The sequence below is a fragment of the Saccharothrix sp. ALI-22-I genome, assembly GCF_001984175.1.
Classification (GTDB): domain Bacteria; phylum Actinomycetota; class Actinomycetes; order Mycobacteriales; family Pseudonocardiaceae; genus Actinosynnema.
The window spans coordinates 1-25,045 of the sequence record NZ_MTQP01000045.1 but is presented as its reverse complement, the minus strand read 5'-3'; the positions used below and the strand labels follow the sequence as shown (position 1 = coordinate 25,045).

23 protein-coding genes are annotated in these 25,045 nt (G+C 69.0%); 12 read left to right on the top strand and 11 right to left on the bottom strand.

Translation table 11 applies throughout. The features are described 5' to 3' along the window. Positions 1-62: 62 nt before the first annotated feature. The gene (locus ALI22I_RS07400; protein WP_179118139.1) at positions 63-743 is read left to right on the top strand and encodes a DUF998 domain-containing protein; all 681 of its coding nucleotides are present in this window, start codon (positions 63-65) and stop codon (positions 741-743) included. Then, positions 737-2,749, top strand: a complete 2,013-nt coding sequence (locus tag ALI22I_RS07395) for a glycosyltransferase (RefSeq protein ID WP_077004748.1) — start codon at positions 737-739, stop codon at positions 2,747-2,749. Before ALI22I_RS07400 ends, ALI22I_RS07395 begins: the two co-directional genes overlap by 7 nt. A gap of 14 nt (positions 2,750-2,763) precedes the next feature. Here ALI22I_RS07395 and ALI22I_RS07390 read toward each other — a convergent pair whose 3' ends face one another. The 5 genes from ALI22I_RS07390 to ALI22I_RS07370 all read right to left on the bottom strand — a co-directional run bounded on the left by ALI22I_RS07390 (position 2,764) and on the right by ALI22I_RS07370 (position 9,127). Continuing rightward, positions 2,764-3,633, bottom strand: a complete 870-nt coding sequence (locus ALI22I_RS07390) for an alpha/beta hydrolase (protein ID WP_077004747.1) — start codon at positions 3,631-3,633, stop codon at positions 2,764-2,766. A gap of 38 nt (positions 3,634-3,671) precedes the next feature. After that, on the bottom strand, positions 3,672-5,156 hold the full coding sequence (locus ALI22I_RS07385; RefSeq protein WP_238598175.1) for a sensor histidine kinase: 1,485 nt from the start codon (positions 5,154-5,156) through the stop codon (positions 3,672-3,674). Further along, complete coding sequence (locus ALI22I_RS07380; RefSeq protein ID WP_077004745.1) at positions 5,153-5,866, bottom strand: response regulator transcription factor; 714 nt, start codon at positions 5,864-5,866, stop codon at positions 5,153-5,155. The genes ALI22I_RS07385 and ALI22I_RS07380 overlap by 4 nt, the downstream gene beginning before the upstream one ends. Before the next feature lie 73 nt (positions 5,867-5,939). Then, the gene (locus tag ALI22I_RS07375) at positions 5,940-7,889 is read right to left on the bottom strand and encodes an ArnT family glycosyltransferase (RefSeq protein ID WP_077004744.1); all 1,950 of its coding nucleotides are present in this window, start codon (positions 7,887-7,889) and stop codon (positions 5,940-5,942) included. Further along, positions 7,886-9,127 (bottom strand): bifunctional glycosyltransferase family 2/GtrA family protein, encoded by a 1,242-nt coding sequence (locus ALI22I_RS07370; RefSeq protein WP_077004743.1) that lies wholly within the window; start codon positions 9,125-9,127, stop codon positions 7,886-7,888. The genes ALI22I_RS07375 and ALI22I_RS07370 overlap by 4 nt, the downstream gene beginning before the upstream one ends. Before the next feature lie 133 nt (positions 9,128-9,260). Between ALI22I_RS07370 and ALI22I_RS07365 the strand changes: the two genes are divergently transcribed. The 4 genes from ALI22I_RS07365 to ALI22I_RS07355 all read left to right on the top strand — a co-directional run bounded on the left by ALI22I_RS07365 (position 9,261) and on the right by ALI22I_RS07355 (position 12,787). Beyond that, positions 9,261-10,589 carry a glycosyltransferase 87 family protein gene (locus tag ALI22I_RS07365; protein WP_179118138.1) on the top strand — a complete coding sequence of 443 codons (1,329 nt, stop codon included), beginning with the start codon at positions 9,261-9,263 and terminating at the stop codon, positions 10,587-10,589. Beyond that, positions 10,586-11,233, top strand: a complete 648-nt coding sequence (locus ALI22I_RS07360) for a DedA family protein (protein ID WP_077004742.1) — start codon at positions 10,586-10,588, stop codon at positions 11,231-11,233. Before ALI22I_RS07365 ends, ALI22I_RS07360 begins: the two co-directional genes overlap by 4 nt. Before the next feature lie 494 nt (positions 11,234-11,727). Continuing rightward, on the top strand, positions 11,728-11,850 hold the full coding sequence (locus ALI22I_RS54520) for a hypothetical protein (RefSeq protein WP_274522762.1): 123 nt from the start codon (positions 11,728-11,730) through the stop codon (positions 11,848-11,850). Positions 11,851-12,355: 505 nt separating this feature from the next. Next, positions 12,356-12,787: a CARDB domain-containing protein gene (locus ALI22I_RS07355; protein WP_083751514.1), complete on the top strand. Its 432-nt coding sequence runs from the start codon at positions 12,356-12,358 to the stop codon at positions 12,785-12,787. A gap of 195 nt (positions 12,788-12,982) precedes the next feature. On the opposite strand, the gene pdxR is transcribed toward ALI22I_RS07355, so the two are convergent. Beyond that, positions 12,983-14,431 carry a MocR-like pyridoxine biosynthesis transcription factor PdxR gene (pdxR, locus tag ALI22I_RS07350; protein ID WP_238598174.1) on the bottom strand — a complete coding sequence of 483 codons (1,449 nt, stop codon included), beginning with the start codon at positions 14,429-14,431 and terminating at the stop codon, positions 12,983-12,985. Between the two features lie 46 nt (positions 14,432-14,477). Here pdxR and ALI22I_RS07345 point away from each other — a divergent pair, with 46 nt between their 5' ends. After that, complete coding sequence (locus ALI22I_RS07345; RefSeq protein ID WP_077004814.1) at positions 14,478-15,419, top strand: aldo/keto reductase; 942 nt, start codon at positions 14,478-14,480, stop codon at positions 15,417-15,419. 123 nt (positions 15,420-15,542) lie between these two features. Here the strand turns inward: ALI22I_RS07345 and ALI22I_RS07340 are convergent, their stop codons facing one another. After that, positions 15,543-15,878: a hypothetical protein gene (locus ALI22I_RS07340; protein WP_179118137.1), complete on the bottom strand. Its 336-nt coding sequence runs from the start codon at positions 15,876-15,878 to the stop codon at positions 15,543-15,545. On the opposite strand from ALI22I_RS07340, the gene ALI22I_RS07335 reads away from it, so the two are divergent. Both ALI22I_RS07335 and ALI22I_RS07330 read left to right on the top strand, forming a co-directional pair. Further along, a complete protein-coding gene (locus ALI22I_RS07335; RefSeq protein ID WP_179118143.1) occupies positions 15,827-16,186 on the top strand; it encodes an acyl-CoA-like ligand-binding transcription factor in 360 nt (119 codons plus the stop codon). The genes ALI22I_RS07340 and ALI22I_RS07335 overlap by 52 nt on opposite strands. 236 nt (positions 16,187-16,422) lie before the next feature. Beyond that, positions 16,423-16,878 carry a hypothetical protein gene (locus ALI22I_RS07330; protein WP_077004738.1) on the top strand — a complete coding sequence of 152 codons (456 nt, stop codon included), beginning with the start codon at positions 16,423-16,425 and terminating at the stop codon, positions 16,876-16,878. Here the strand turns inward: ALI22I_RS07330 and ALI22I_RS07325 are convergent. Genes ALI22I_RS07325 through ALI22I_RS07310 form a run of 4 tightly spaced genes read right to left on the bottom strand, consistent with a single transcriptional unit; the run spans position 16,856 to position 20,600 of the window. Further along, positions 16,856-18,121, bottom strand: a complete 1,266-nt coding sequence (locus ALI22I_RS07325; protein WP_077004737.1) for an NAD(P)/FAD-dependent oxidoreductase — start codon at positions 18,119-18,121, stop codon at positions 16,856-16,858. The two genes, ALI22I_RS07330 and ALI22I_RS07325, sit on opposite strands and share 23 nt — an antisense overlap. Before the next feature lie 2 nt (positions 18,122-18,123). After that, positions 18,124-18,924 (bottom strand): amino acid ABC transporter ATP-binding protein, encoded by an 801-nt coding sequence (locus ALI22I_RS07320; RefSeq protein WP_077004736.1) that lies wholly within the window; start codon positions 18,922-18,924, stop codon positions 18,124-18,126. Continuing rightward, positions 18,921-19,649, bottom strand: coding sequence for an amino acid ABC transporter permease (locus tag ALI22I_RS07315; protein WP_202970837.1), 729 nt, complete (start codon positions 19,647-19,649; stop codon positions 18,921-18,923). The genes ALI22I_RS07320 and ALI22I_RS07315 overlap by 4 nt, the downstream gene beginning before the upstream one ends. Before the next feature lie 48 nt (positions 19,650-19,697). Then, entirely contained in the window at positions 19,698-20,600 is a 903-nt protein-coding gene (locus tag ALI22I_RS07310; RefSeq protein ID WP_077004734.1) for a substrate-binding periplasmic protein, read from the bottom strand. Positions 20,601-20,735: 135 nt separating this feature from the next. Between ALI22I_RS07310 and ALI22I_RS07305 the strand changes: the two genes are divergently transcribed. The 3 genes from ALI22I_RS07305 to ALI22I_RS54515 form a co-directional block, all read left to right on the top strand. Continuing rightward, positions 20,736-21,851 carry a CdaR family transcriptional regulator gene (locus ALI22I_RS07305; protein WP_077004813.1) on the top strand — a complete coding sequence of 372 codons (1,116 nt, stop codon included), beginning with the start codon at positions 20,736-20,738 and terminating at the stop codon, positions 21,849-21,851. Between the two features lie 162 nt (positions 21,852-22,013). Further along, a complete protein-coding gene (locus ALI22I_RS07300; RefSeq protein ID WP_077004733.1) occupies positions 22,014-22,391 on the top strand; it encodes a hypothetical protein in 378 nt (125 codons plus the stop codon). Between the two features lie 4 nt (positions 22,392-22,395). Further along, the coding region (locus tag ALI22I_RS54515; RefSeq protein WP_274522761.1) for a caspase, EACC1-associated type at positions 22,396-25,045 on the top strand (2,650 nt) is incomplete at its 3' end.

The window sequence follows — 25,045 nt, the reverse complement described above, 5'->3', positions numbered from 1 at the left end:
TTCTTAACCGGCTCGGCGGCCACTCTTAACGTTCTTTCATTCGCGGACACGACAGTCGAATCGTGTACTCCGTCGAATTGATCCGTCCCGCGCCTTCCCGGCAGGGCAATGCGGGTGTGTGTGCCACCGCCGCGATCGGGTGCTTCGGCCTGTCCGTGTTCGTCGCACTCGTCCTGCACGTCGCGCTGGGCGCCGAGGTCGATCCGGTACGGCAGGTGATCAGCGACTACGGCCTGTACGGCGCGGCCGGCTTCGCGTTCTGCGTGCTGATGTTGGTGGTCGGCACCGGATGCCTGCTGGTCGGCATGGCCCGGGCCGGACTACCCGTGACCCGGCCGATCGTGGCGCTGGCGTGCTGCTGGTGTGCCGGCTTGGTGCTGTGCGCGTTCTTCCCCACCACTCCCACGGGCGCGCCGTGGACGTTCTCCGCCGAGGTCCACCGCTACGCGGGCCTGCTGCTGTTCGTCAGCCTGCCGGCCGCGGCCGGGCTCGTCGCCCGCCACGCCGCGCACCTCCCGGCGCACCGCGGCCTCGCCGAACGGCTGCGGCGGCAGACCCGTTGGGCGTGGGCCGCCCTCGCGGCGTTCCTGCTGAGCCACCTGCCGGTGTTCCTCCCGCCGTCCGCGCACTTCGACGGCCCGCTGGTCCACGGGATCACCGAGCGGCTCGTGTTCGTCGTCTACCTCGTCATGCTCGGCGAGCTGGCGGTCGCCGTACTGCGATCGGAGAGGAAATCATGCTGACACTGGCCATCGGCCTCGCGGCCGCCGGTGCATGCTGTTTCGCGGGCACCGTCCACTTGCAACACCGCGCAGTCCACCAGGCGACAACCGGTCCGGTGCTGGGGCTGCCCGCGGTCCGGACGATCCTGCGCTCGCCCGGCTGGTACGCCGGGATCGGGCTCGCCGGGCTGGGCGCCGTACTGCACGTCCTCGCGCTCACCATGGCGCCACTTGCCGTGGTGCAGCCGATCGGCGTGCTCACCCTCGTGCTCACAGTGCTGCTCGCACGGACCGTGCTCACTCGTGCCGTGCTCGCCGCGCTGGTGATGAGCGTGACCGGTGTGGCGGGTTTCGTCGCGCTGTCCGCCATGACCACGAACACCGCCCTGCCGGCACCCGACCTCGGGTCAGCACAGTGGGCGGTGCTCGGCGCGGCAGGGCTGGCCGTCGCGGCCCGGTACACCAGGGACAGGACCCGGTGCCTGCTCCTCGCGCTCGCGACAGCCGTGCTCTTCGGGTTCACCTCGGCGCTCGTCCGGGCGGCGGCTGTCGCACCGCTCAGCGGTGGGCTGGCAGCCCTCGTGATCGCCGAGGCGGTGGCGGCTGTCCTCGCCGGTGTGTGGCTGCTGCACCAGGCCTACGCCAGCGGACCCGCCGCGGTCGTCGCCGGCGCGACCACGATCGTCGACCCGCTCAGCGCGGTCCTCATCGGCGTCTTCGCCTACGGCGAGATGACCCCCGGCCAGCTCGCCGGCATGGCCGTGCCCGGGGCCGTCGCCGTGGCCGGGCTCGTGCTCCTCGCCCGCGAGGTACCCCCGACCACCGAGCCCACCGCGCCCGCTCGCCGGAAGCGACGAGAGGGCCCACCGCGCATCGCGATCACCGCGGACACCTATCCGCCGCATGTGAACGGTGCGGCGAACTTCGCGTACCGGCTGGCGTCCGGGCTCGCCACCCGGGGGCACGACGTGCACGTCATCTGCCCGTCGACCAGCGGCGAGACGTTCACCGAGGTGACCGGCGGGGTGACGGTCCACCGGATCGGCTCGCTGCGCACCCCGTTCCACCCGACGTTCCGGTTCTGCCCGCCGTGGCGTGCGGCAAAGGCCGTGCCGTCGTTGCTGGCCGAGATCGAACCGGACGTCGTGCACACCCAGGCCCACTTCCTCATCGGCCGCAGCGCGGTCCGCGCCGCCACGGCTGCGGGCGTCCCGGTGGTCGCCACCAACCACTTCATGCCGGAGAACCTGCTCGGCTACGGCCCGCTGCCCCGCTGGACCCACGGCCCCCTCGCCCGACTGGCGTGGCGCGACCTGGTCCGGGTCTTCGGCCGTGCGACGGTCTGCACGACCCCGACTCCCCGCGCGGCCGAGCTGCTCGAACACAACGGCCTGCACCGTCCCGTGATGGCGATCTCCTGCGGGATCGACCGCGCGCACTACGCGGGCCCTCGGTCCGAACCGGCCGGCGCGCCGACCGTGTTGTTCGTGGGCAGGCTGGACGCGGAGAAGAACGTCCACGAGCTGCTCGAGGCCGCCGCCGCACTGCCACCGGAGGTGCGGGTCGAGCTCGTCGGCGACGGGAGCGAACGCCACCGGCTGGAGGCGCTGGCCGCGCGGCTGGGCATCGCGGAGCGGGTGCGGTTCCACGGGTTCGTCCCGGACGAGGAGCTGGTCAGGGCATACCGGCGGTGCGACGTGTTCTGCATGCCGGGGACCGCCGAGCTGCAGAGCCTCGTGACCATGGAGGCGATGGCGGCCGGCAAGCCGGTCGTGGCCGCGGATGCGATGGCACTGCCCCACCTCGTGCGTCACGGGCAGAACGGCTGGCTCTACCCACCCGGCGACGTGACCGAGCTGACCAGGCGGCTCGCCGCCGTCCTGGCCGACGAGCAGACCAGGACGGCGATGGGAAAGGCGAGCCTGGAGCTGATCGCCGCCCACGACCTCGGGTCTACCTTGGACCAGTTCGAGAGGATCTACCTCGACATCGCCGCACAACCGATGGCCGTCGCGCTCCAGCGGTGATCGCACACAGGGCGTCACTTTTCTTTCGTCAAGGCGTCGAGCTTGTCACCCAGGCTGCCGACCGCGATGGAGAGATGGCCATGTCCGGCTTCGAGATGCGGAGTCACGGTGAGAAGGTGCTCGGCCAGCCACTGCCCGTGTGACAGCGGCACCATTCGATCCTCGTCACCGTGCCACAGCTCGACCCGGGCCTTGATCGCGGTGACGTCGACGCCCCAGGGACTGGTCAAGGCCACCAGGTCCTCCACCCATCCCTCGTCTCCAGCAGCCAACGCGTAGTTCATGTTCGCGGCGTTGTCGGCACCGAAACGGCCCTCGAGAACCTCCGCATCCACCGGCGGAAACAGCGAGGCCAGACCGGCGATGACATCGGCCGGACTGTTGTTCCGGACCGCGGCGGCCATCTGCGCGACAAGCGCGCGCACCGCCGGTTCACCCTGTCCGGCGACACTGAACTGGGCGACGTTCTGCGCACCCATGCGTTCGGTGAAGTCGAGACCAGGAGCGCCGAACGGAGCGAATGAGGCGACGCTCAAGACGCCGGTGACGCTTTCCGGCGTGAGTGCCGCTTGGGTCAACGCGTGTGGTCCACCGGTGGACCAGCCGACGGTCAGGTACGTGGCGATGCCGAGGTGATCGAGGAGAGAAACGCAGTCCGCCGCCGAGTCGGCCACCGATCGCCCGGGCGCTGGGCTGGAGGCGCCGTACCCGGCCCGGGAGTAGGTGACCACCCGAAACCCGCGCTCGGTGATCGAGTCCAGCACCGTCGGCATCGGAACCGCGGAGCCCGGCATGCCGTGGTGGAAAACCACGCCATGCCCTGTACTCGGCCCGGAGACCTCGTACTCCAGGTCGCGTCCGTCCGGCAGTCGAAACAAGGGCATAGCGGCAATCTCCTCAAAGTTGGCTGCACAATGAACTTTCATGGCCGGGACCTCGGCGAGCTCGCCGAGGAAAGCAGCACGGTGAAGCGAGCACCTTCGCCGGGCGCCGTCCTGAGCTCGACGCGGCCGCCGTGGGCCTCCAGGATCGCGGCGGTGATGGCCAGGCCGAGCCCGGTGCCGCCGCGCGTGCTGGACCGGGCCTCGTCGACCCGGTAGAACCGGTCGAAGATGCTCGGCGCGGCCTCCAACGGCACGCCAGGCCCTTCGTCGATCACTTCCAGCACGACGCGGCCGCGCGATGCCGGGCTCCCCGCCACGGCCACCGGAGGTTCGGGCAGTGTGGCGGGCATGCCCACGCGGACGTGCACGGGCGTGCTGGGCGGAGTGTGGGCCATGGCGTTGCCGACCAGGTTCGTGATCACCTGGCGCATCCGGTGTTCGTCCACGGTGACCCGGATCGGTTTCCCTGCGCTCTCCAGGATCAGCGGCCGCTCCGGGTCGCGGACCCTGGCGTCGTGCACGGCGTCCTCGACGAGCGTACGGATGTCCAGCTCGGCCAGGTCCAGCGCGCGTTCCTGGTCCAGCCGGGCCAGCAGCAGCAGGTCCTCCACCAGCCGGCCCATCCGGACCGCCTCGTCCTCGATCCGGCCCATCATCCGGTCCACATCGGCTCGGTTCGGCGCGCCGCCGCGGCGGTGCAACTCCGCGAAGCCACGGATCGACGTCAGCGGGGTGCGCAGTTCGTGCGAGGCGTCCGCGGCGAACCTGCGCAGCCGCGCCTCGGACCGTTCCCGTTGGCGCAGCGCGGAGGAAAGCCGGCCGACCATGGTGTTCAGCGCGCCACCGAGCCGGCCGACCTCGGTACGTGAGTCCGACGCGACCCGCAGGTCGAGGTGGCCGCCCGCGATGTCCTCCGCCGTCCTCTCGATCCTGGTCAACGGCCGCAGTCCCAGCCGTACCAGCAGGAACCCGATCACCCCGAGGGCGAGCAGCAGGGCGATCCCGGCCCCGACCTCGATCCAGACCAGCCGGGTCACGATCGCGTCGGCGGTGTCCATCGACTGCGCGGCCACGACGATCCGAGGCCCGTCGGGCGTCACCCGCCGTGCCACCACGACGCGCCATGCAGCGCCGCGCCGCTTGTCGTCGGCCATGAACGGGCGCCGTTCGTACTGGTCGACATTGGCCGAGTCGATCAGCGGCAGTACCGGCCCGGCCGCGGCGTCCGGGGCGGATAATTCCGGCGTCCCGTTGCCGTAGAGCACCACGATCGCGAAGTCCGTCGGCAGATCGTCGGGCTTGCCCGGAAGGTCTTCGGGCGACGGCGACAACTCTCCCGGGCGGCCGCCCACCCGCTGCACGAGATCCGCGAGCTGGTCGTCCATCCTGGCGATCATCGCCTCTCGGAGCAGCACCACGCTCGCGACCCCGATGGTGCCCAGGCCGGCGGTGGCCAGCACCAACAATGCCATGACCAGTCGCGCCCGCAGTGTCCACGGTCTGCGCCATCGGTTCCCGCTCAACGCTCTTCCCTGGGTAACCGCAGTGAGTAGCCGACGCCCCGGATGGTGTGGATCAGCGGCGGCTCCACCGAGTCGATCTTGCGGCGCAAGTAGCTGATGTACGACTCGACGATCCGGCCGTCCCCGCCGAAGTCGTAGCTCCACACCCGGCCGAGGATCTGCGACTTGCTGACCACCCGCTCGGCGTTGACCATCAGGTACCGCAACAGGTTGAACTCCGTCGGCGACAGCCGGACCAGCCGGCCGGCTCTGTGGACCTCGTGGGCCTCCTCGTCGAGCACGAGATCGGCGTACTGGACCGTGCCGTCGTCTCGCGGGACCACGGCACCGCCCGTGCGCCGGAGGATCGCCCACAGCCGCAACACCACTTCCTCCAGGCTGAACGGCTTGGTCACATAGTCGTCGCCACCGGCTGTGAGGCCCGCGATCCGGTCCTCCACGGCGTCCCGTGCGGTCAGGAAAAGCACCGGCAGCTGGTCATGCACCGTGCGGAGGCTGCGGGCGAGGCTGAAGCCGTCGGTGTCGGGCAGCATCACGTCCACGACCACGATGTCCGGCCGGACCCGCCGGACCGAGGCCATCGCTTCGGCTCCGCAGTCCGCCGCGTGCACGGTGAACCCGCTGAGCCGAAGCGCTGCCGACAACAGTTCCAGGATGTTCGGTTCGTCGTCCACGACGAGGACGGTCGCCTCGCCACGCTGCTGATCCACCCGGCCAGCCTCGACGACGAACCTGGACGTTACCTGGGAACTACATGGGAACTACTTAAGAACGCGCTGTGCGTCACCGGACCGTGCACTCGTGCAGCGTCAGGCCATCGCCGCCCATCGGCATCTCGTCGTCGCCCTTCACTGTGAGCACGGGCTCGCAGTTCCGCTCGACCCACTCGGCCCGCTCGATGATCGTGTCGGCGTCCGCCATCCCGCCGCCGGTGAGCACGAACCGCAGCTTGCCCGCACGCACCCACGCGGACAGCTGGTCCGTCGAGGGCGCCGGGTCGCGGCCGTCGAACCCGCCCATTCCGACGACGGTCTCGTCGGTGGCGACGATGTACGTCTTCGCGGACTGGGAGCCGCCCTCGACCGCCAGCGTGATCTCGGCTCCGGGCGAATGCGACTTGACGTACTCCAGGATCTCGCGTTGGCCCGCAGTGAGTTCCGCGCTGTCCCAGCCGGCAGGCATCAGATCGTCCACCGGCCCCGCGGCAGGCAGGCTCGCGATGGCCGTGGTGGAGACCGCACCGGCACCCGACCACACGGCAGGTGCCAGCAGCACCGCGACAAGCCCGAGCACGAGTCCCACCCTCTGGACCTTGTGCAGCACCAGGGCCAGGATCGCGGCCAACGCGACGATCACCACCGCGTACCGCAGCCAGCCGTTCCACGTGGTGTCCCGGGAGATGAGCACCCACGCCCACGCCGCGGTCACCGCGACACCGGCGGGCAGCACGAACCGGCCCAGCCCCTCGGGCTCTCGGTACTTCCGGAACGCCCACACCGTGCCCACACCGACGAGTGCTCCGATCGCGGGTGCCATGACGGTCGTGTAGTACGGGTGGAACACGCCTTTCTGGTAGCTGAACACGAGGGCGAACACCGCGAGCCAGCCGCCCCACAGCACCCAGCCCGCGCGGCCGGCGGTGTCCGCCGGGACGGACCGGCGCCACCGCCGGAAGCCGAGCACCGCCGCCACCGCCAGCGTGACCACCGCCAACGGCAGCAGCCAGCTGATCTGCCCGCCGACCGCCTCGTTGAACATCCGCCCAGGACCGGACTCGCCGCCGAAACTCGTGCCGCCGGGCCCACCGGGGCCGCCAAACCCGCCGGGGTCACCTCCGCCCGGCGGGGGCGTACCGGTCGCCGCCCCGCCATTGCCCGTTCCCTCACCACCGAACACGCGGCCGAGCCCGTTGTAGCCCAGCACCAGGTCCAGGGCCGTGCCGTCGGTGCTGCCGCCGATGTACGGCTTCGGGCCGGGCCACAGGGTGACCGCCGCGACCCACGACAGTGAACTCGCCAGCAGCACCACAGCCGCACCGGCCAGGTCCAGCGCCCGACGACGCCAAGGCGCCTCACTGCCGGCCAGATAAGCGGCGAAGAAGGCAGGAAGGACAACGTACGCCGCCGCCATCTTCGCCAGGAAGCCGCATCCGATCAGGAAGGCCGCGAACAGCAGCCACTTCGTCCTCTTGCCTGGTTCCACCGCCCTGATCGCACGGGTGAAGGCGTAGGCCGCCGCGACGAGCGTGAGGACGAGCATGGTGTCGGTGTTGTTCGTGCGGGTGATCATCACGGTGATCGGTGTGAGCGCGAAGACCAACGCGGCGATCAGCGCGGCGTTCTCCCCCGCCCACAACCGGACTGTCCGGTGCAGCAGGAAGATCGTCGCCACACCGATGATCACCTCCGGCAGCAGCACGGACCAGTGGTGAAAGCCGAAGATCTTCACCGAGATCACCTGTGGCCACAACGCCAACGGCGGCTTGTCCACGGTGACCACGCCGGCCGGGTCGAGCGAACCGAACAGGAAGTTCGTGAAGCTCGACGACATCGACTTGACCGCGGCCGTGTAGTACGTGTTGCCCCAGCTGTCGGTCCACATCACCAAGCCGTACAGCACCGTCCCCAGCGCGAGGATCGCGATGAGCGCGTACCGCTGCCAGTGCGGGGCACGTCCCGGTGCCGGTTCGATGTGCTCTGTCTGCTCCGCTTGGCCAGTCTCGGCGGCGGTCATGTGTTTCCCTTTCCCTGTTTGAAAACCCAGCCCCGCAGCAGGACGAACCGGCCGGCCGTGCCGAGCACGGACGCGCAGAGCAGCACGACCAGCTCGAGGAGACGTGACGGCTCGGCCGCCGCCCAGTGCAGGACCAGCAGCGCGGTCGACGTGAACGCGTAGTAGAGACCGAAGACGATGAGACCTTGCAGGTGCACCCGGTGGGACGAACCACGGGAGCCGAGGAACGTGAACCGCCGGTTGGCCTCGGTGTTGAGTATCGTGGTGATCACGAGCGCCAGAAGGTTGGCCAGCAGCGGGTGCATCGCCGGCCGGAAGAGCGCGAAGAGCAGCAGGGTGGCCACTGTGGACAACACGCCGATCGCGCCGAACGACAGCAGTTGCCAGACCAGACCCGTGTCCCGTCTGGCCAGCACCGCGTCCGGGTGGGACGGTGCGGGTTCCGGACGCCGTGGCAGGTCAGCGACTTTCGCCGCGCCGACGGCTTTCGCCCTCGCCACCCGAATCAGACCGCGAAGGTCCTCGAGCACGGTCGAGCCGATGCTGACCCGGGTGTCGACGTCCTCGACCCAGTCGACCGGCACCTCGTGCACCCGAAGCCCGTTGTGCTCGGCCAGTAACAGCAGCTCGGTGTCGAAGAACCAGTTGTCGTCCTCGATGTGGTCGAGCAGCGGGCGGATCACGTCCGTGCGCGCTGCCTTGAACCCGCACTGGGCGTCGGAGAACTTCGCGCCGTGGCTGAGCCGGATGATCGCGTTGTAGCACCGGGAGATCAGCTCGCGCTTCGGGCCACGCACGGTCCGCGCGCCCGGGGCCAGCCGCGAGCCGATCGAGACGTCCGAGTGGCCGTTGACCAACGGAGCCACCAGCGGCAGCAACGCGTCCAGCCCGGTCGACAGGTCGACGTCCATGTAGGCCACCACGTCGGCGTCGCTCCATTGCCACGCGGTACGTAGGGCGCGGCCACGGCCCTTCTCGTCGAGATGCAGCACACGGACCCGATCCGTCGCTTCGGCCAGTTCGTCGGCGACCGCCAGGGTGCCATCGGTGCTGGCGTTGTCGACGATGGTGATGGTCCACTCGAACGGGAACTGTTCGTAGAGGTAGGACTTCAGGACTTCCACGCAGCCGGGCAGTGCGCGTTCCTCGTTGTACACCGGGATCACGACGTCGACCGTGACGGTCTTGGTCGCACCGGTCAGGTCCGGCGGAGTGCCCGGGGCCGGGGTGCGAGTCATGGCTCCAGGTATGACAGGCGTAACCGCGAACAGCCTGGATGGAACCTCAAAGGAACCTGGGAGCCCGTGATCTTCCATGGTTTGCTCACACAACTTCCAGGTAACTCTCACAAACCCGATCTACGTTCGCGGCGTGTCAGTAGCAGCGGAGTCCGTCGACATCGACGAGAACCGGAAGCCAACATTCCGCCGAGAGGGACTGGTGGCGGCGGCGGTCGTGGCCGCGATCGTGGCCAGGGTCTCCATGTTCGGCCACGAGTCCTCCGACTACCGGTTGTTCATCAAGGACTGGTACGACTTCATTTCCACGCACGGTGGCTTCAGCGCCCTCAAGCACGATTTCTCGGACTACAACGTCCCTTATCTGTACCTGATCACCTTGTTGACCTACCTGCCGATACCCGCACTCGTCGGGATTAAGGTCATCTCGGTGGTGTTCGACCTGGTGCTCGCGTACTTCGCCTACCGCATCGTCGTGTTGCGCCACGGCGGCGGCTGGTTGCCGCCGCTGGCCGCCCTCATCGTGTTGTTCCTCCCCACCGTGGCGACCAACAGCGGGCTGTGGGGGCAGGCCGACTCCATCTACGCGGCGTTCGGCCTCGGCGGCGTGTATTTCCTTCTTCGTCGGCGCCCGTGGCCGGCCGGCGTCTTCTTCGGACTGTCGCTGGCCTTCAAGTTGCAAGCGGTGTTCCTGTTCCCGCTACTCCTGGTGCTGGCACTGAAGAAGTGGATCCCGTGGCGGGTACTGCTGGTCGTCCCCGGGGTCGTCCTGCTGCTGGACGTGCCGGCGCTGCTGGCCGGCGCACCGTTGGGGCAGCTGCTGTCGGTGTACGTGGAGCAGACGAGCTCGTACACGGCGCTGTCCCTGAACGCCCCGTCGATCTACCAGTTCCTCCCGGCGAGCGCCGACGCGGCGGTGATCCGGCCCGTCGGTGTCGCGGTGACCGGGCTGGTGGTTCTCGGGCTGTGCCTCGGCGTACTGCTCAGCCGAGTGCGGCTGACGACGACGAAGGTCGTGCTGATGGGGGCGACTTCGGCTGTCCTGGTGCCGTTCCTCCTGCCGTCGATGCACGAGCGCTACTTCTACCTGGCCGAGGTGCTCGCCGTGGTCGCCGCGTTCTTCCTGCCGCACCGCCTCTGGTACGTGCCCGTCCTCGTACAGGTGGCCTCGTTCCTCGCCTATCTCCACGTGCTGTTCCCCCCTGCGGGTTCAACGCCTTTCGGAGACCCGTCAGGAGAGATGGGCGACGGCCGGCTTCCTCCCGGCGACACCGGCCTTCCCGTGCCCGGCGGAAACCCGCCGCCCGAATCCATGGTGGACCAGCTGGTGAGCGGGCCCACTCTCGAGTTCCGGATCCTCGCCGCGCTCATGGCGATCGCGGTCGTATCCGTGCTGTGGACGACAATCCGCGAGTTCCGTCCCGCCACCCGCCGACCCCGACCCGAAGGAGCCCTTCAATGATCGTGGCAGCCGCCGACCAGCCAGGAGGTCTCGCCGGCCTCGCGGTGGACATCATGGACGCACTGGGCGGACCGGGCGCGGCGCTACTCGTCGCCGTCGACAACATCTTCCCGCCGATGCCGAGCGAGCTGGTGCTGCCCCTGGCCGGTTTCTCCGCGAGCCAGGGCACCATGAGCCTGGCCATGGCACTGTTCTGGACCACTCTCGGCTCCGTCGCCGGTGCCCTGCTCACCTACTGGCTGGGCGCGTGGCTCGGCCGCGACCGGGTCCGCGCACTGATCATCCGCGTCCCCCTGATGAAACCGTCCGACTTCGACCGCACCGAGAAGTGGTTCCTCAAGCACGGCACGAAGGCGGTGTTCTTCGGCCGGATGGTGCCCTTGTTCCGCAGCCTCATCTCGTTGCCAGCGGGCGTGGAGCGGATGCCGATGTGGCAGTTCCTGTCCCTGACCACGCTCGGCAGCCTGATCTGGAACTCGGTCTTCGTCGTGGCCGGCTACCTGCTGGGCGCCAACTGGCAGGCCGTCGACAGGTACGCGGGCATCTTCCAGTACGTGGTCATCGCCGCGGTGGTCATCGCGATCGTGCTGTTCGTCGCAGTCCGGGTACGCGACCGGAAACGGAGCACAAGCAATGCCGAGTAGGCACACACAGTCCACAACGGACGCGCCGACGATCAACTCAGCACACGCGGTCCAACCCCCTCCGGACCGATTCACCGCCAAGCCGATCACTTCGCACGGGCCCAGCCGACAGTCGAGGTCGACTACGACCGGCTCAGTTCCGTTCCAGGTCGCCCGCCACGCGGCGGACGTCCGCACCCAACCCGTAAGAACAGCGGGGGGTTGACCTGCTTCCGGCAAGCGGTGCTGGGGTTGCGCTGGTTCAGCCCAGACGTTGACGTGACCGCGTTGGCGCGTGGCCCCTGCACCTCCTGCGCCACGGGGTTACCGGGAAGGTTCACGAACACGGCGGCACCATCCAGCACTCTTCGGACCGGACGGTTTCCCTCGATGGGTGGCCGAGGTCGAGCGCGGCTCCGTACACGATCTCACCGCGGCCCGCGAGCACGTCCTCGGCGCCTCACCTCGACCTGCCCGCACTCGCCAGCGGCGCCTACGAAGGCGCGTGGATCGGCGTGCACACCCCGATCAAACAACCCGCCGGCAACCAGGTGCCGGATGCGGAAAAGAACAAACCCGCTGGTGAGAGCGGGTTTGAGGTGGCGCGCTCGGCAGGATTCGAATCTGCAACCTTCTGATCCGTAGTTGTTGAGCGTGAAGCGCGGTGCCGACCTGGCTTCCTGCAGGTCGCAGCGGAGCAAAACCCGCCGAGTTAGATGCTGAGAAACCGAGCAGTTGACGATCTTTGGCGATCTTCCGGTTACACTCGGAGTGAGTGCCCCACAGCCGGCGGTAGTTCACAGTGAGGTACGCGGACCGTAACACGGTCGTAACACTCATGCTTGATATGATGAATGGAGCGGGGTCTCCGCTCCTCGTGACTCCCGGCTCATGCTCGAGGTCGTCAGGCACGATGTGCGGCCGCAACCGTCCAGCTTCTTCGCGCAAGAGGCCCAGGTGTTTCGTCCGGGTCGTGGACCTCTGGCCCACGGCGTGGCGCGCCTGGAGTTGGCGATGCGGGTGTGAGCGTGACCAGGCCCTACGGCCCCTATCGGGCGTGCCAATCGGCCCTACCTGCAGGCCTACGCCGGGTGCTTCGCTCGACGGCTTCACCGGGCCGAGCTGCTGGAGGAGGAGAACTCAATGGCTCCCGTACGATTCCCACGATACGCCGCGGCGGCGGTCATGGCTCTTGGGCTTCTCGCCGGCCCGGCCACCAATACCGCCGCCGCCCAGTCAGGTCCCGATCTGTACGCCGGGATTATCGACGGTCCTCTATGGGCGCCGGCAGGTACGCCGGTCCACTTCGAGACGTGCGTTGAGAACCAGGGAGATCAAGGCACTGGCGTATTCAATATTGCGTGGTATGTCGGTGGCGTTCGGCAAGGTTACGGTAGCCATGAGGGAGTGCCTGCCAAAACTAGGGTGTGCAATGGGAATAGCCAGTTCTACTGGACTGCACCCAATGACCCCGGCGGCTCCCGCCATATCAAATGGGTCGTCGACGAAGACAACCACGTCCAGGAGTCGAATGAGGACAATAACTCGACGAGTTACTCGATCGAAATATACTGACCCTTTCCGTTGATGTCCTGCGGTTCGACTGCACTGCCCCCCACAGAGCGCCCGTAGTCGGCCACCTGCAGGCCCAACTACTCGAGCCGTCCCACACGCAAAATGAGCCGCGCTCTGACCGGAGAATCCACCCAAACCTGGCGAAACGATCTACGCTAAACGGACGTACTCGCCCAAAAGTAGATCAGATGCCCTCTAAGGGTGATCACGTCCCGGGTCGGGCGGTGCCTGCGTTGCGGGAGAACGCAACGCTTCGCGGAGGAGCGCGAGGGCTGGGGGGATCTCCGTGTCGCTGATGTTGCCGTATCCGAGGACGAGCGCGCGTTCCGCCGACTGCTTCGTGCGGTAGTCGTCGAGGTCTGCCAGGCGCAGCCCGGCGTCGGCCGCGGCCCGGACCACCGTGCGGGTGTCGGCGCCGTCCGGTAGGTGCAGCAGGATGTGCAGCCCGGCGGCGGTGCCGGCGACCCGGCCGTCCGGCAGCCCGGTGGCGAGCGTGCGGACCAGCAGGTCGCGGCGGGAGCGGAACCGCCGCCGCGCCGCGCGCAGGTGGGCGTCGTACCACCCGCGGTCGATGAAGGTGGCCAGCGCGAGTTGGTCCAGCACCGGTGGTGCGGCGGCGACGGGGTTCGCCGCCCGCAGCGCCGGGATCATCACGGCGGGCGCGACCAGCCAACCCAGGCCGAGGGCCGGTGACAGTGTCTTGCTGACCGAGCCGAGGAGGAAGACCCGGCTCGGATCCATTCCCTGCATGACGGCGACCGGGTGGTGGTCGTAGCGGAACTCGGCGTCGTAGTCGTCCTCGATGACGAAGCCGTCCACCTCGCGGGCCCAGCGCACCAGACGTGCCCGGCGTGCCGGGGAGAGCACTGTGCCGGTGGGGAACTGGTGTGCCGCGCCGACGACGACGGCCCGGGCGGAGGTACGGGCGAGGTCGTCGACGCGGAGGCCGTCGTGGTCCACGGGCACCGGGTGGACGCGCAGGCCGGCGCTGGTCGCGGCGTCCCGCAGCCGCCCCCACCCCGGGTCTTCCACGGCCAGGTCCGTGATCCCCTCGGCGCGCAGCGCTCGGCACGTGCGCACCAGACCGTCGGTGACGCCCGCGCACACGGACACCGACACGGCGTGCGCGTCTGCACCGCGTGAGCGCCGCAGGTACTGCGCGACGGTGGTGCGCAGCACCACGTGCCCGGTCGGGTCGGGCAGGCCGAGGTCGTAGTGGACGGCTGAGCCGATGACCGCCCGGACGGCGTCCACCCAGCGGCGGCGTGGAAACGCCCGCAGGTCCGGCAGACCGGGCGCGAGGTCGTACCGGATCGGTGGGGGCGTCGGTGTGTGCCGCGTGCGGGGTCGCGGCGGCGCGGTGTCCGGTGACCACGAGACACGCGTGGCGGAACCGACCCGGGCGGAGAGGTAGCCCTCCGCGATGAGCTGCCCGTACGCCTCCGTGACGACCCACCGGGAGCAGCCGAGCTCCTCGGCGAGCGCCCGGCTCGGTGGCACGGCGGCGCCCTCCGGCAGCCGGCCGTCCCGGATCGCGGTGCGCAGCGCGTGGGCCAGGCGATCGTGCAGGCGGTGCCGGCCGGGCTCCGGCGGGCCGACGTCCAGCAGCGTCGCCCACGCGAAATTGGTCTGGGAAACCGGCACAAGATTGGAGCGTACCGCCGATCCGAATCCACCTAGCGTGATGGACATGATTGACAACCTGGCTCTGGGCGCCATGCTCTTCGGCACGGTTCAGGACGAGCGCCGATCGTTCGAGCTCCTGGACCGCTTCGTGGACGCCGGAGGCGTCTGGATCGACACCGCCAACTGCTACTCGTTCTGGGAGGACCCGACCGGTTTCGGCGGGCAGAGCGAGGCGTTGCTCGGGCGCTGGCTGGCCCGCCGCCCGGGCGTCCGCGACCGCGTCCGGATCAGCACCAAGGTGGGCTGCGAGCCGACCGAGGCCGGGCGCTTCCCGGAGACGGCCGAGGGACTCTCGGCCGGCGTCGTCAAGGGCGGGATCGAGGGCAGTCTCCGACGACTGGGCACGGACCACGTCGAGCTGTACTGGGCCCACAAGCCCGATCCGGTCACACCGTTGGAAGAGACGGTCGCCGCGTTCGACGAGCTGGTGTCCGCGGGTGCCGTCGGCCGTCTCGGCTGCTCCAACTACCCCGTCTGGCAGATCGAACGGGCACGGCAGATCGCGCACGCCCACGGCAGCACCGGATTCACCGCGGTGCAGCAGCACCACACCTACCTGCAACCCCGCCCCGCGACCCAGCCCACCGTGGTGCACCGGTTCGGTGCGGTCACCGACGAGGTCCTCCACTACCTGGAGCACCACCCGGACATGGCGCTGTGGGCGTACACGCCGCTGCTCAGCGGCCGCTACACCCGCGCCGACAAGTCCCTGCCGGCCGAGTACGACCACCCCGGCACCACCCGCCGCCTCGCCGTGCTCGACGAGATCGCCACCGAAACCGGCACGAACCGCAACCGGGTGGTGCTGGCCTGGCTGACCGGAGGCAACCCGGCCGCCACGCCGATCGTCGGCGTCAGCACGGTCGAGCAGCTCGACGAGGCGATCGCGGGCGTGTCGCTGGAGCTGACCGCCGAGCAGCGCGACCGCCTGGACTCCGCCGTGTGACCTGTCAGGACGCCTGCGCAACCGGGTGTGTCGGCTTTCCGGGCTGACCCGGCGGGGTTCCGTGGCGGCGGGTCGCGAGAGACCGTGGGCGGGATGGATGTCCCGCCCACGGACGCGAGCGGGTCAGTCCTGGGCGGAGCCGGGGAAGACGCCGCCGATCGGGCCTCGGACAGCCGCGTCGACCAGTTCCTTGATGCGTGCCGCCGGCGTGGGGGTTCCGGGCATCGTGAACAACTCCCAGGGGTCCTGGCCGGCCGACGGCTGCACCGCCGGCAGGTACGGCTGGACGTAGACCGGGCTGTTGGGTTCGCTGCGCCAGCTGTCGGCGAGCGTGCCGATGTCCACCGTGTCGTAGCCCAGGGTGTCCAGCAGCCACGTCACCTCGGCCTTCGCGGCTTCGTCGTCGCCTGCGTGCCCGGCCCGAGGACGAGGACGACTGGACGGCGCTGCGCCGGACACTGGACAGCATCGTCGAGCCCTATCGACAGGACCTGGGCCGCGGCCTTGCGACGGCCCGCTTGGTGAAAGAGACTCCCGCCTTGTCCGCGCGGCACCTGGAGAAGCAGACCGTCTGGCGCCTCACCCTGACTCAGGCCCTGGCCGAGCGCACCACCCCGCCACGCCCCACGACCGTGGGCCTCGCGGTGAAGGCCGCCGCCGCCCTGAACTGCCTGAACATCGCCGTCGACCACTGGACCGAATCCGACGGCCGACTCGACCTCGACGACCTGCTCGACGAAGCCTTCGCCGCACTCGGACCGCGATAAGACACGACAGCGCCCCACCTCGTCAGTCCGAGGCGGGGCGCTGCCCACTACACAGGACTCGGGACCACTGCGGCCGGTTCATCCGGACTGTGCTCGGCCGAACCTTTCGGGTGGTTCGCCGGGTGGCGAGTGTGTGCCGGTGGACGGCGGTTACCCGGTCGGGGTGAGCACCGACCCGTCGGAGAAGAGGAACGGCGGGGTTGTCGATCGGCTCACCACGATCTCGGGAGTGGGGAATGAGCACGACGACTCGGCTTCGCACCGGAATCGTGCTGCTGGCGCTGTGGCAGGCCGGACCCGCGCTGTGGGCCGTCGTGTCGCCTGACGGGTTCTTCGGGGCCTTCCCGACGCCGGATCACGCCTGGGTGCGCTTGTTCCCGCCGTACAACGAACACCTCGTGCGGGACTTCGGGTTGGCGTTGGCGCAGTTCGTGCCCGTCGCCGCAGTGTGCGTCAAATGGCCGGAGCCGGTGTTCGTCCGAGCTGTCCTGATCGGCTCGTTGCTGTTCAGCGTGCCGCACATGGTCTACCACGAGATGCACGTGGTCCGTGCCGACGACCTCGTCTGGCAGCGGTTGTCCTTGTGGTTCCCCATCGTCCTGGCCGGGTGGCTGCTGTACCTGACCAGGTCCTCCCGCAGCCGGTCAGGTGAGCGGAGCGGGTTGCCCCCTAGCGGAAGCGGAAGGCGTTGAGGGTGTCGGGGCGTTGGCCGGTGAGGAAGTAGTCGGTCAGCGCGCGGCCGGTGGCGGGGGCGAGGGTGACGCCGAGCATGCCGTGGCCGGTGGCGGCGAAGACGTTGTCGTGGCTCGGGGTGCGGTCGATCACGGGTAGTCCGTCGGCGAGGAACGGTCTGCCGCCGACCCAGGGGTCGCGGATGCGTTGGGGTAGGTCGTCGGGGTCGTCGAACCAGCGGCCGAGGTAGTGGCGGCTGGCCTGGGCGATGGCCACGATCCGGCGCCAGTCCAGTTTGCGGTTGTTGCCGCTCAACTCCATCGTGCCGGCGATGCGGGTGGTGCCGTTCATGGGGGAGGCGACTACCCGCCGGTCGCCGAAGTACAGCGCGTGGCTGGGTGCGGGGTCGAGATCGACCGAGAAGCTGTAACCCTTGCCTGCCTGCATCGGCAGTCGGACGCCGAGTTGGGCCAGGAGGGGCTGCGACCACATGCCGGCCGCGATGACGACGGCGCGGCACGGCAGCTCGCCCTCGTTCGTGCGCACGGCGGTGACGGCACCGGCGGTGCCGCGGAAGCCGGTGACTGTGGCGTTCTCACGGACGTGCCCGCCGGCGCCCTTCACTACACGGGCGAGGGATTCGACCAACCGGACCGGGTCGACGACGCCCTCGCCGCGCACCAGGTAGGCCGCCTGGATGGAGGGGGACAGCGCCGGGTCCAGGCGATGCGCGTCCGGTCCGACCGTCACCTGCTCGGGCAGGTCGTAGTGGCCGTCGGCCATCTCGCGTTGGACGTCCAGGTGGTGGCGGGCCTCGGTGGAGGACAGGAACGCGTGCACTAGGCCGGGGCGCTGCAACGTGGTATCGACGCCGGCCTCGGTCAAGCCCTCGAACAGGTCGAACGTCGGTTCGTTCAGCGCGGTGACCGCCGCATAACCGCGCCGGAACGCCGATTCGCCGCTGCTGCGCCACAACCGCCACAGCCACACCAGGAACCGGGGGTCCACGGACGGCCGCAGGTACAGCGGTGACTCCGGCCTGCCCAGCGACCGGAGTGCGTAGTGGGCGACTCCGGGCGCGGGCACGGGCGCGGAATGGCTCAGGCAGACCCAGCCCGCATTGCCCCACGACGCGCCGGAGCCCAACGACGCCCGCTCGATCACCTCGACTTGAACACCGGCGGAGGTCAGGTAGTGGGCGATGCACAGGCCGACCACGCCACCGCCGACCACGACCACCGGGGCGTCTGCTGATGACGGCATCGTCAATCTTTCGATTGGTGTGACTGGGATTGGTGTGACTGGGAGAAGTGGGTGAGGAATTCCCGGGTGCGCGGCTCGCGGGGGTTGCCGAGCACCTGGCCGGGTTCGCCCTCCTCGACGATCCGCCCGCCGTCGACGAACACCACCCGGTCGGCCACGTCCCCGGCGAACGACAACTCGTGCGTGACCAGGACCATCGTCATACCGTCGGCGGCCAGCTCGCGCATCACCCGCAGCACCTCGCCGGTCGACTCCGGGTCCAAAGAGGACGTCGGTTCGTCGAACAGCAGCACGGACGGGCGCAGGGCCAGTGCCCGGGCGATGGCCACCCGCTGCTGTTCCCCGCCGGACATCTGCTCCGGGTACGCCGTCGCCCGGTGGGTCAGCCGCACCCGGCGCAGCAGGTTGACCGCGCGTTCGACGGCTTCCTGCTCCGGAACACCGGCGTCGAGCGGCGCGAGCATCACGTTCTCGACGGCGGTCAGGTGCGGGAAGAGGTTGAACCGCTGGAACACCATGCCCACCGAGCGGCGCAGTTTCGGCAGGTCGCGGCACACCACCCGGTGGTCGAAGATCGGTTCGCCGTCGACCGCGATGAGGCCGCGGTCGGGGCGTTCGAGCAGGTTCAGGCAGCGCAACAACGTGGTCTTGCCGCCACCGCTCTGACCGATGATCGCGGTGATCGTGCTGCGGTGCACCGACAGCGAGACGTCGTCGAGCACCAGCCTGCCGCCGAACGACTTGCTCAGCCCGGCGATGGTGAGCACGTCGGTGGCCGTCCGGTTTTCCGTCACCTCGGTCATGCCGTCACCTCCGACTGCGACTGCGCGAGCAGCGCCTTGGCCGCGCGGAGCCTGCGCCGCCGCCCGACCGACAGCGGCGTGCCCGCCTGGATGCGCCGCTCGAACCACAGCAACCCCTGCGACAGCGGGTAGCACAGGACGAAGTAGATCGCCGCGATCACCAGGTAGACCTCCAGCGCCCGGAACGTCGCCGAGGTGATCAGCCGGCCCTGCGACATGAGCTCGGCGGCCGAGATGGTGACCAGCAGCGACGTGGACTTCAGCAGGTCCACCAGCATGGTGTTGGTGCCCGGCAGGGCCAGCCGCAGCGCCTGCGGGAACACCACCTTGCCGAACGTGCTGATCCGGCGCATGCCCAGCGCCTCGGCCGCCTCCTGCTGACCGCCGTGCACGCCGTTGATGGCCGATCGGAAGATCTCCGACAGGTACGCGGCGTAGAAGATCACCAGGCTGAGCGTCCCGGCCTGGAACGCGTCGAACTTCAGCCCGATCGAGCCCAGCCCGAAGTAGGTCAGGAAGATGACCGCGAGCAGCGGGACGTTCTTGAACACCTCGGTGTAGAGGACCGCGGGTATCCGCAGCAGACGTGCCGGGCTCAGCCGCATGAGCGCGACCGCGAGTCCCAGCAGTGCAGCACCGACGAACCCGACCGCGGTGTAGGAGAGGGTCTTGAGCAGACCCTCCCACAGGTCTGCGGAGTACTCCGACCAAGGAACCTGGAACACGCTCACCCCTCAGATCAACTCGGATCGACTGGACCGACTCGGATCGCCTCAGATCGACGGTGGGGTCCAGTCGGACGGCCGGTCCACGTCCCGGCGCAGCGGCGCGATGTGCGTCGGGGGCTTGAGGAACTGCTCCGGGTCGCCGCCGTACTTCCGCACCAGCCCGGTCAGCTCGCCGTTGCCGTACATCGCCCGGATCTCCCGGGAGATGGCCTGTTCCAGCGCGGTCGCTTCCTTGGGCAGGTAGAAGCTGGTCATGTACGAGCGGAAGTACTCGTACGCGGGCTTCGCCTGCACGTCGGCGTCACTGGGCGGGGTCAGGTACTGGGTCTTGATGGCCAACTCGGGCCGTGCCTTCTGCGCGGCGATGATGATCAGCGGGTCGAGGAAGCCGACGTCCGCCCGCTCCGCGCCGAGGTCGTCGATCACGCCGTTGCCGTCCGGGTAGGCCTGCAACTTCGCGCCGGGCACGGCCTGGATCGACTTGACCCAGACGTAGCCCTCCACCGTGGCCAGGCGCAGGTTCTCCAGGTCGGAGACCGTCTTGTACTCCTTGTCGGACTTCACCGCCATCGCCGGCGGCGAGTAGTACGGCGGGTCGGTGAACAGGCCCTGTTTCTGCCGGTCCGCCGACCAGGCGACGCCGCCGATGGTGATGTCGACGCGTCGGGACTGGACGCCGGCGAGCATGCCCGCGAAGTCGGTGACCTCGGGTTCGACCTTGAGGTTCAGCTTGGCGGCGACGGCGGTGAGGATCTCGCTGTCCAGGCCGGTCAGTTCCCCGCCCTGGTAGTCGGTGTACGGGGCGTACGGCTGGATCGCGACCTTGAGCACGCCGGGCTCGATCGTGCCGAGGTCGTCCGCGCCCCGGTCGGCCGCGTCACCGGACGAACAGGCGGTCAGCGCGGCGATCAGCAGGCCGCTCACGGCGAGCGATGCGGTTCTCGACATGGCGCACGTCCTAACTGGCGATGAGGTTGGGCACACGCTAAGCGTCCGAATGCCGCAGGTCACTGGTTACTCTGACCAGAACTGCTGGTCCGATCGGGGTGACCCGCCATACGTTCCGTACAAGAGGTGAGAGTGGTGCTCGCGTCCTCGATCGCCAACGAGATCGCGGTCGACACCAGCGCGATCATCGGGTTCAACGTCCTGATCACCGACCGGGACGGCATCGTGATCGGCAGCGGCGACCCCGACCGGGTCGGGAGCTTCCACGAGGCGTCGGTCGAGGTGGTGCGCCGGCTGTGCGCGATGAGCCACGACCCGGAGGCGGCACGGCGGCTCAGCGGCGTGGAGCCGGGCATCACGCTGCCGCTCGTGCTCAACGGCGAGGCGGTCGGCACGGTGGGCATCACCGGCGCGCCGGGCCAGGTGGAGCGGTTCGGCCGGCTGGTGCGCAACCAGACCGAACTCCTGCTGCGCGAGTCGGTCCTGTTGTCCTCACGGCTGTTCCGGGAGAAGGCCGTCGAGGACCTGCTGCGCGACGTGGCGCACTACGACCGGCAGACGGCCGAGCCCGAGCCGCTGACCCTCCGCGCCCACGAACTCGGGTACGACCTGCGGCAGCGCCGGGTGGCCGTGGTGGTGGACGTAGAGGCCCCGGCGGAGCCCACGAAGGTCAACCGGGCGTTGCGGAGGGTGTTCGACGATCCTCAGGACATCGTCGGCAGCACGAGTTCCGGCCGGTTCGTCGTGCTGCACCTGGAGAAGGCGTCGTTGCCGGAGTTGCCGGACCGGTGCGTCCGGGTGCCCGACGAGATCGGCACCCACTGCACGGTCGGTATCGGCGGTCGGGCCGCGTCGGTCCCCGAGCTGCACGACTCGTACCAGGACGCGTCGACCGCGCTCTACCTCGCGGCACGGTTGGGTCGGCCGGCCGGGGTCGTGCACATCGACGACCTGCGGGTTCAGGAACTCGTCGCGTCCAGCGGCCGGCACCTGCGCACCAGGTTCGCGCGGGCACTCCTGGGCGACCTGCGGGGGCAGACCGACTGGCCGGTCCTGCGCCAGACGATCACCACGTGGTGCGAGTGCGGCTTCAACCTGGTCCGCGCCGCCGCCGAACTGCGCATCCACCGCAACACGCTGGTCTACCGGCTGAACAAGATCGAGGAGCTGACCGGCCACAGCACTCGCGACGCCCGCTTCGTGCTCAAGCTCTACCTGGCCTGCGTCGCGGACCACCTGGATTCACGCTAACCGGCCGTTCCGCGATGACGGACCGTTTCCTGCACGATCGGGGGACATCCATTACCGCGATCGTGCGGACGAGTGGGAGTCGTGGCGATCGGCATCAGTGCGGCCGACGGTTGATATACCTTGACTGATCACTGCTGCTGCGACTCGAAGCGGAGATCACGGATGGACGACCTGACACTCACGGTGGATGCGCACGCGGCCGACGAGCGTGAACTGCACCGCCTGTCGGCGTCACTCCTCAAGGACATCCGCGCGCTGGGCGTGGTCAACGTGGCCAGGGCCGAGGGCGAGGTGCCCGTCGACGGCAAGTCGGGTTGGACACCCCAGCTCACCGAACTGGTGATCACCGGGGTGCTGTCCACGTCGATGATCGCCACCGTGGGCAAGGTCGTGATCGCCTTCGTGAACAAGGCGAAGGACCGCAGCGTCAAGGTCACCAAGGGTGACAAGACGTGGTCGTTCACCGGTGTCTCGAAAGCCGACCAGCACGAGTTGGCCCAGTTGCTGGCCGCCGGCGAGGACGATCAGGCAGGGCAGTAACGACATGGGCAAGCGCGTCGCGCTGCTGATCGCCACATCGCGGTACCTCGATCCGAAGCTCGCCCCGCTGGAATCGGTCGTCGACGAGGCGAAACACCTCTCGCAACTGCTGTTGGACCCCGACATCGGCGAGTTCGACTCCGCCGAGGTACTGCTCGACCCCTCGAAGAGCGCGGCGGAACGCGCGGTCGAGGAGTTCCTGCGTGAGCGTGACGTCGATGACGAGGTGCTGCTCTACCTGACCGGCCACGGGATCAAGAACGACTACGACCAGCTGTTCTTCGCCGCCAGCGACACCGACCGGCATCGGCCCTACGCCACCGCGATGCCCGGCGTCGTGCTCCAGCACCTGCTGGAGGAGTGCCGGGCACGATCGAAGCTGGTCCTGCTCGACTGCTGCTACAGCGGCGCGTTCACCCAGCGCCCGACCCAGCGGTCGGGCGACTGGAGCGACGTGCGGCAGCACTTCGGTCAGGGCACCTTCGTCCTCACCGCGTCGAACGAACTCGAATTCGCCTACGAACAGGACAAGCTGTTCTACGACGAGCGTCGGCAACGGGTCTCCGCGTTCACCGACGCGGTGATCAAGGGGATCGGCACCGGGGCCGCCGGTCGGGTGGGCGCGGACTCGATCAACGTCGAAGACCTCTACTCGTTCGTCCGCGACGAGGTGAAGCAGACCGGTCTGAAGCAGACGCCGACGATGAGCAACAAGTCGGAAGGCACCTTCCGCGTGGCCAAGGTGCGGTCCCGTCGCATCGTCGTGGACGGCGACTCCGAGTCGCCGAGGCTCACCGATCTGCTGCCCCCGGAGGAGTCGGGCGACTACCTCGACCTGAGCTCGCCCATCGGGCAGGCCCAGCACAACGGCGGACGCGCGGACAACGTCCTGCGGATCGACTTCGCCGGACAGGAGGGGCACCTCGCGGTCGTCGGTCGCATCTACTCCGGCAAGTCCACGCTCGTGCACACCCTGATGAGCGGGCTGGCGCACGGCCGAACCCCGGAACAGATCAGCTTCTACTGCCTGGACGGCGGCGGCAGCTTCCGCACGTTGGGCACGTTTCCGCACCTCAAAGCGGTGATCGCACCGTCGGACCGGCGTGAGGTGGAACGGCTGCTCGACTGGCTGATCCAGCACCTGGACCGGCGCGACCGCATGTTCCGGGCCCTCGGCCTCACCAGGACCCACACGTACCGGGAGCTCAGCAAGCGCGGCGTGCTGTCGTCGGGCGTGCACGGCGACCTGTTCCTCGTCATCGACGGTTGGGAGCAGTTCCACGACGCCGTGCCGCTGCTGGACGACGCGGTGCACCAGATCGCCAGTGCCGGTCTGCGCTTCGGCGTCCACGTGCTGGTGACCGCACGGAACTGGGCGGAACTCCCGGCCAAGATCACGCCGTTGCTGCGCGGGCGCGTCGAACTCCAACTCGACGACCCGCGCGAGTCGAAGATCAGCGCGGAACTCGCGGCGACCCTGCCGGAGCAGCCCGGCTGGGGTCTCTACGCCGGACGTCGGTTCCTGAGCGCGATCACCTTCCAGGACAACGACGAGGACCACGTCTCGGATGTGATCCGCAGGCTGAGCGATCCTTCGTTCCCCGGCTGGGACGAGCCAGCGCGGGAGCAGGTGGGGGAGCAGGCGCCCGAGGAGGCACAGGTCGACGTCCCGGCGCCCACCTTCCTGGAGATGCTGGGCTTCGACGGTGGTTCGGAGTCGTTCGACGTGGAGCGCGCGTGGCAACTCCGGCCGGTGCGCGACCGCTACCGGGTGCCGTTCGGCATCGACGAGTTCGGTGAGCTGGTCGAGCTGGACATCAAGGAAGCGGCCATGGAGGGCATGGGCCCGCACGGCATGGTCATCGGTGCGACCGGTTCCGGTAAGTCGGAACTGCTGCGGACGCTCGTGCTGGGCATGTTGGCGACGCACTCGTCAATGTCGCTCAACATGATCCTGGTCGACTTCAAGGGTGGCGCGACGTTCCTCGGCCTGGACGACGCGCCGCACGTGGCCGCGACGATCACCAACCTGGCGGGCGACCTGACCCTGGTCGACCGCATGAGGGACGCCATCGCGGGTGAGATGTCGCGGCGCCAGGAATTGCTGGCCGTGGGCAAGTTCAAGAACGTGTGGGACTACGAGAAGGCGCGTGAGAACGGCGCCGATCTCGTTCCGTTGCCACTGCTGTTCATCTGCGTCGACGAGTTCTCCGAGATGCTGTCCGTGAAGCCGGACTTCATCGAGGTCTTCCTGATGATCGGCCGCCTCGGTCGCAGCCTGGGTGTGCAGATGCTGCTGGCCTCGCAGCGGCTGGAGGAGGGCAAGCTGCGCGGTCTGGACGGGTTCCTGTCCTACCGGATCGGTCTGAAGACGTTCTCCGCCACCGAGTCGCGGGCCGCGATCGGTGTGCCGGACGCCTACGAGCTGCCGCCCATCCCGGGTTCGGGTTACCTGGGCGTGCAGGGCTCGCAGCTGACCCGGTTCGACGCCGCGTACGTATCGGGGCCGGACGGCCCGGACGGCCGCTCACTGCTGGAAGTCATCGTCGAGCGCCTGGTCGGGCAGGGCCCGCCGGCGCACGAGGTGTGGCTGCCGCCGTTGAACGAGCCGCCGTCGCTGGACACCCTGCTGCCGCCGTTGCAGGCGACCGAGG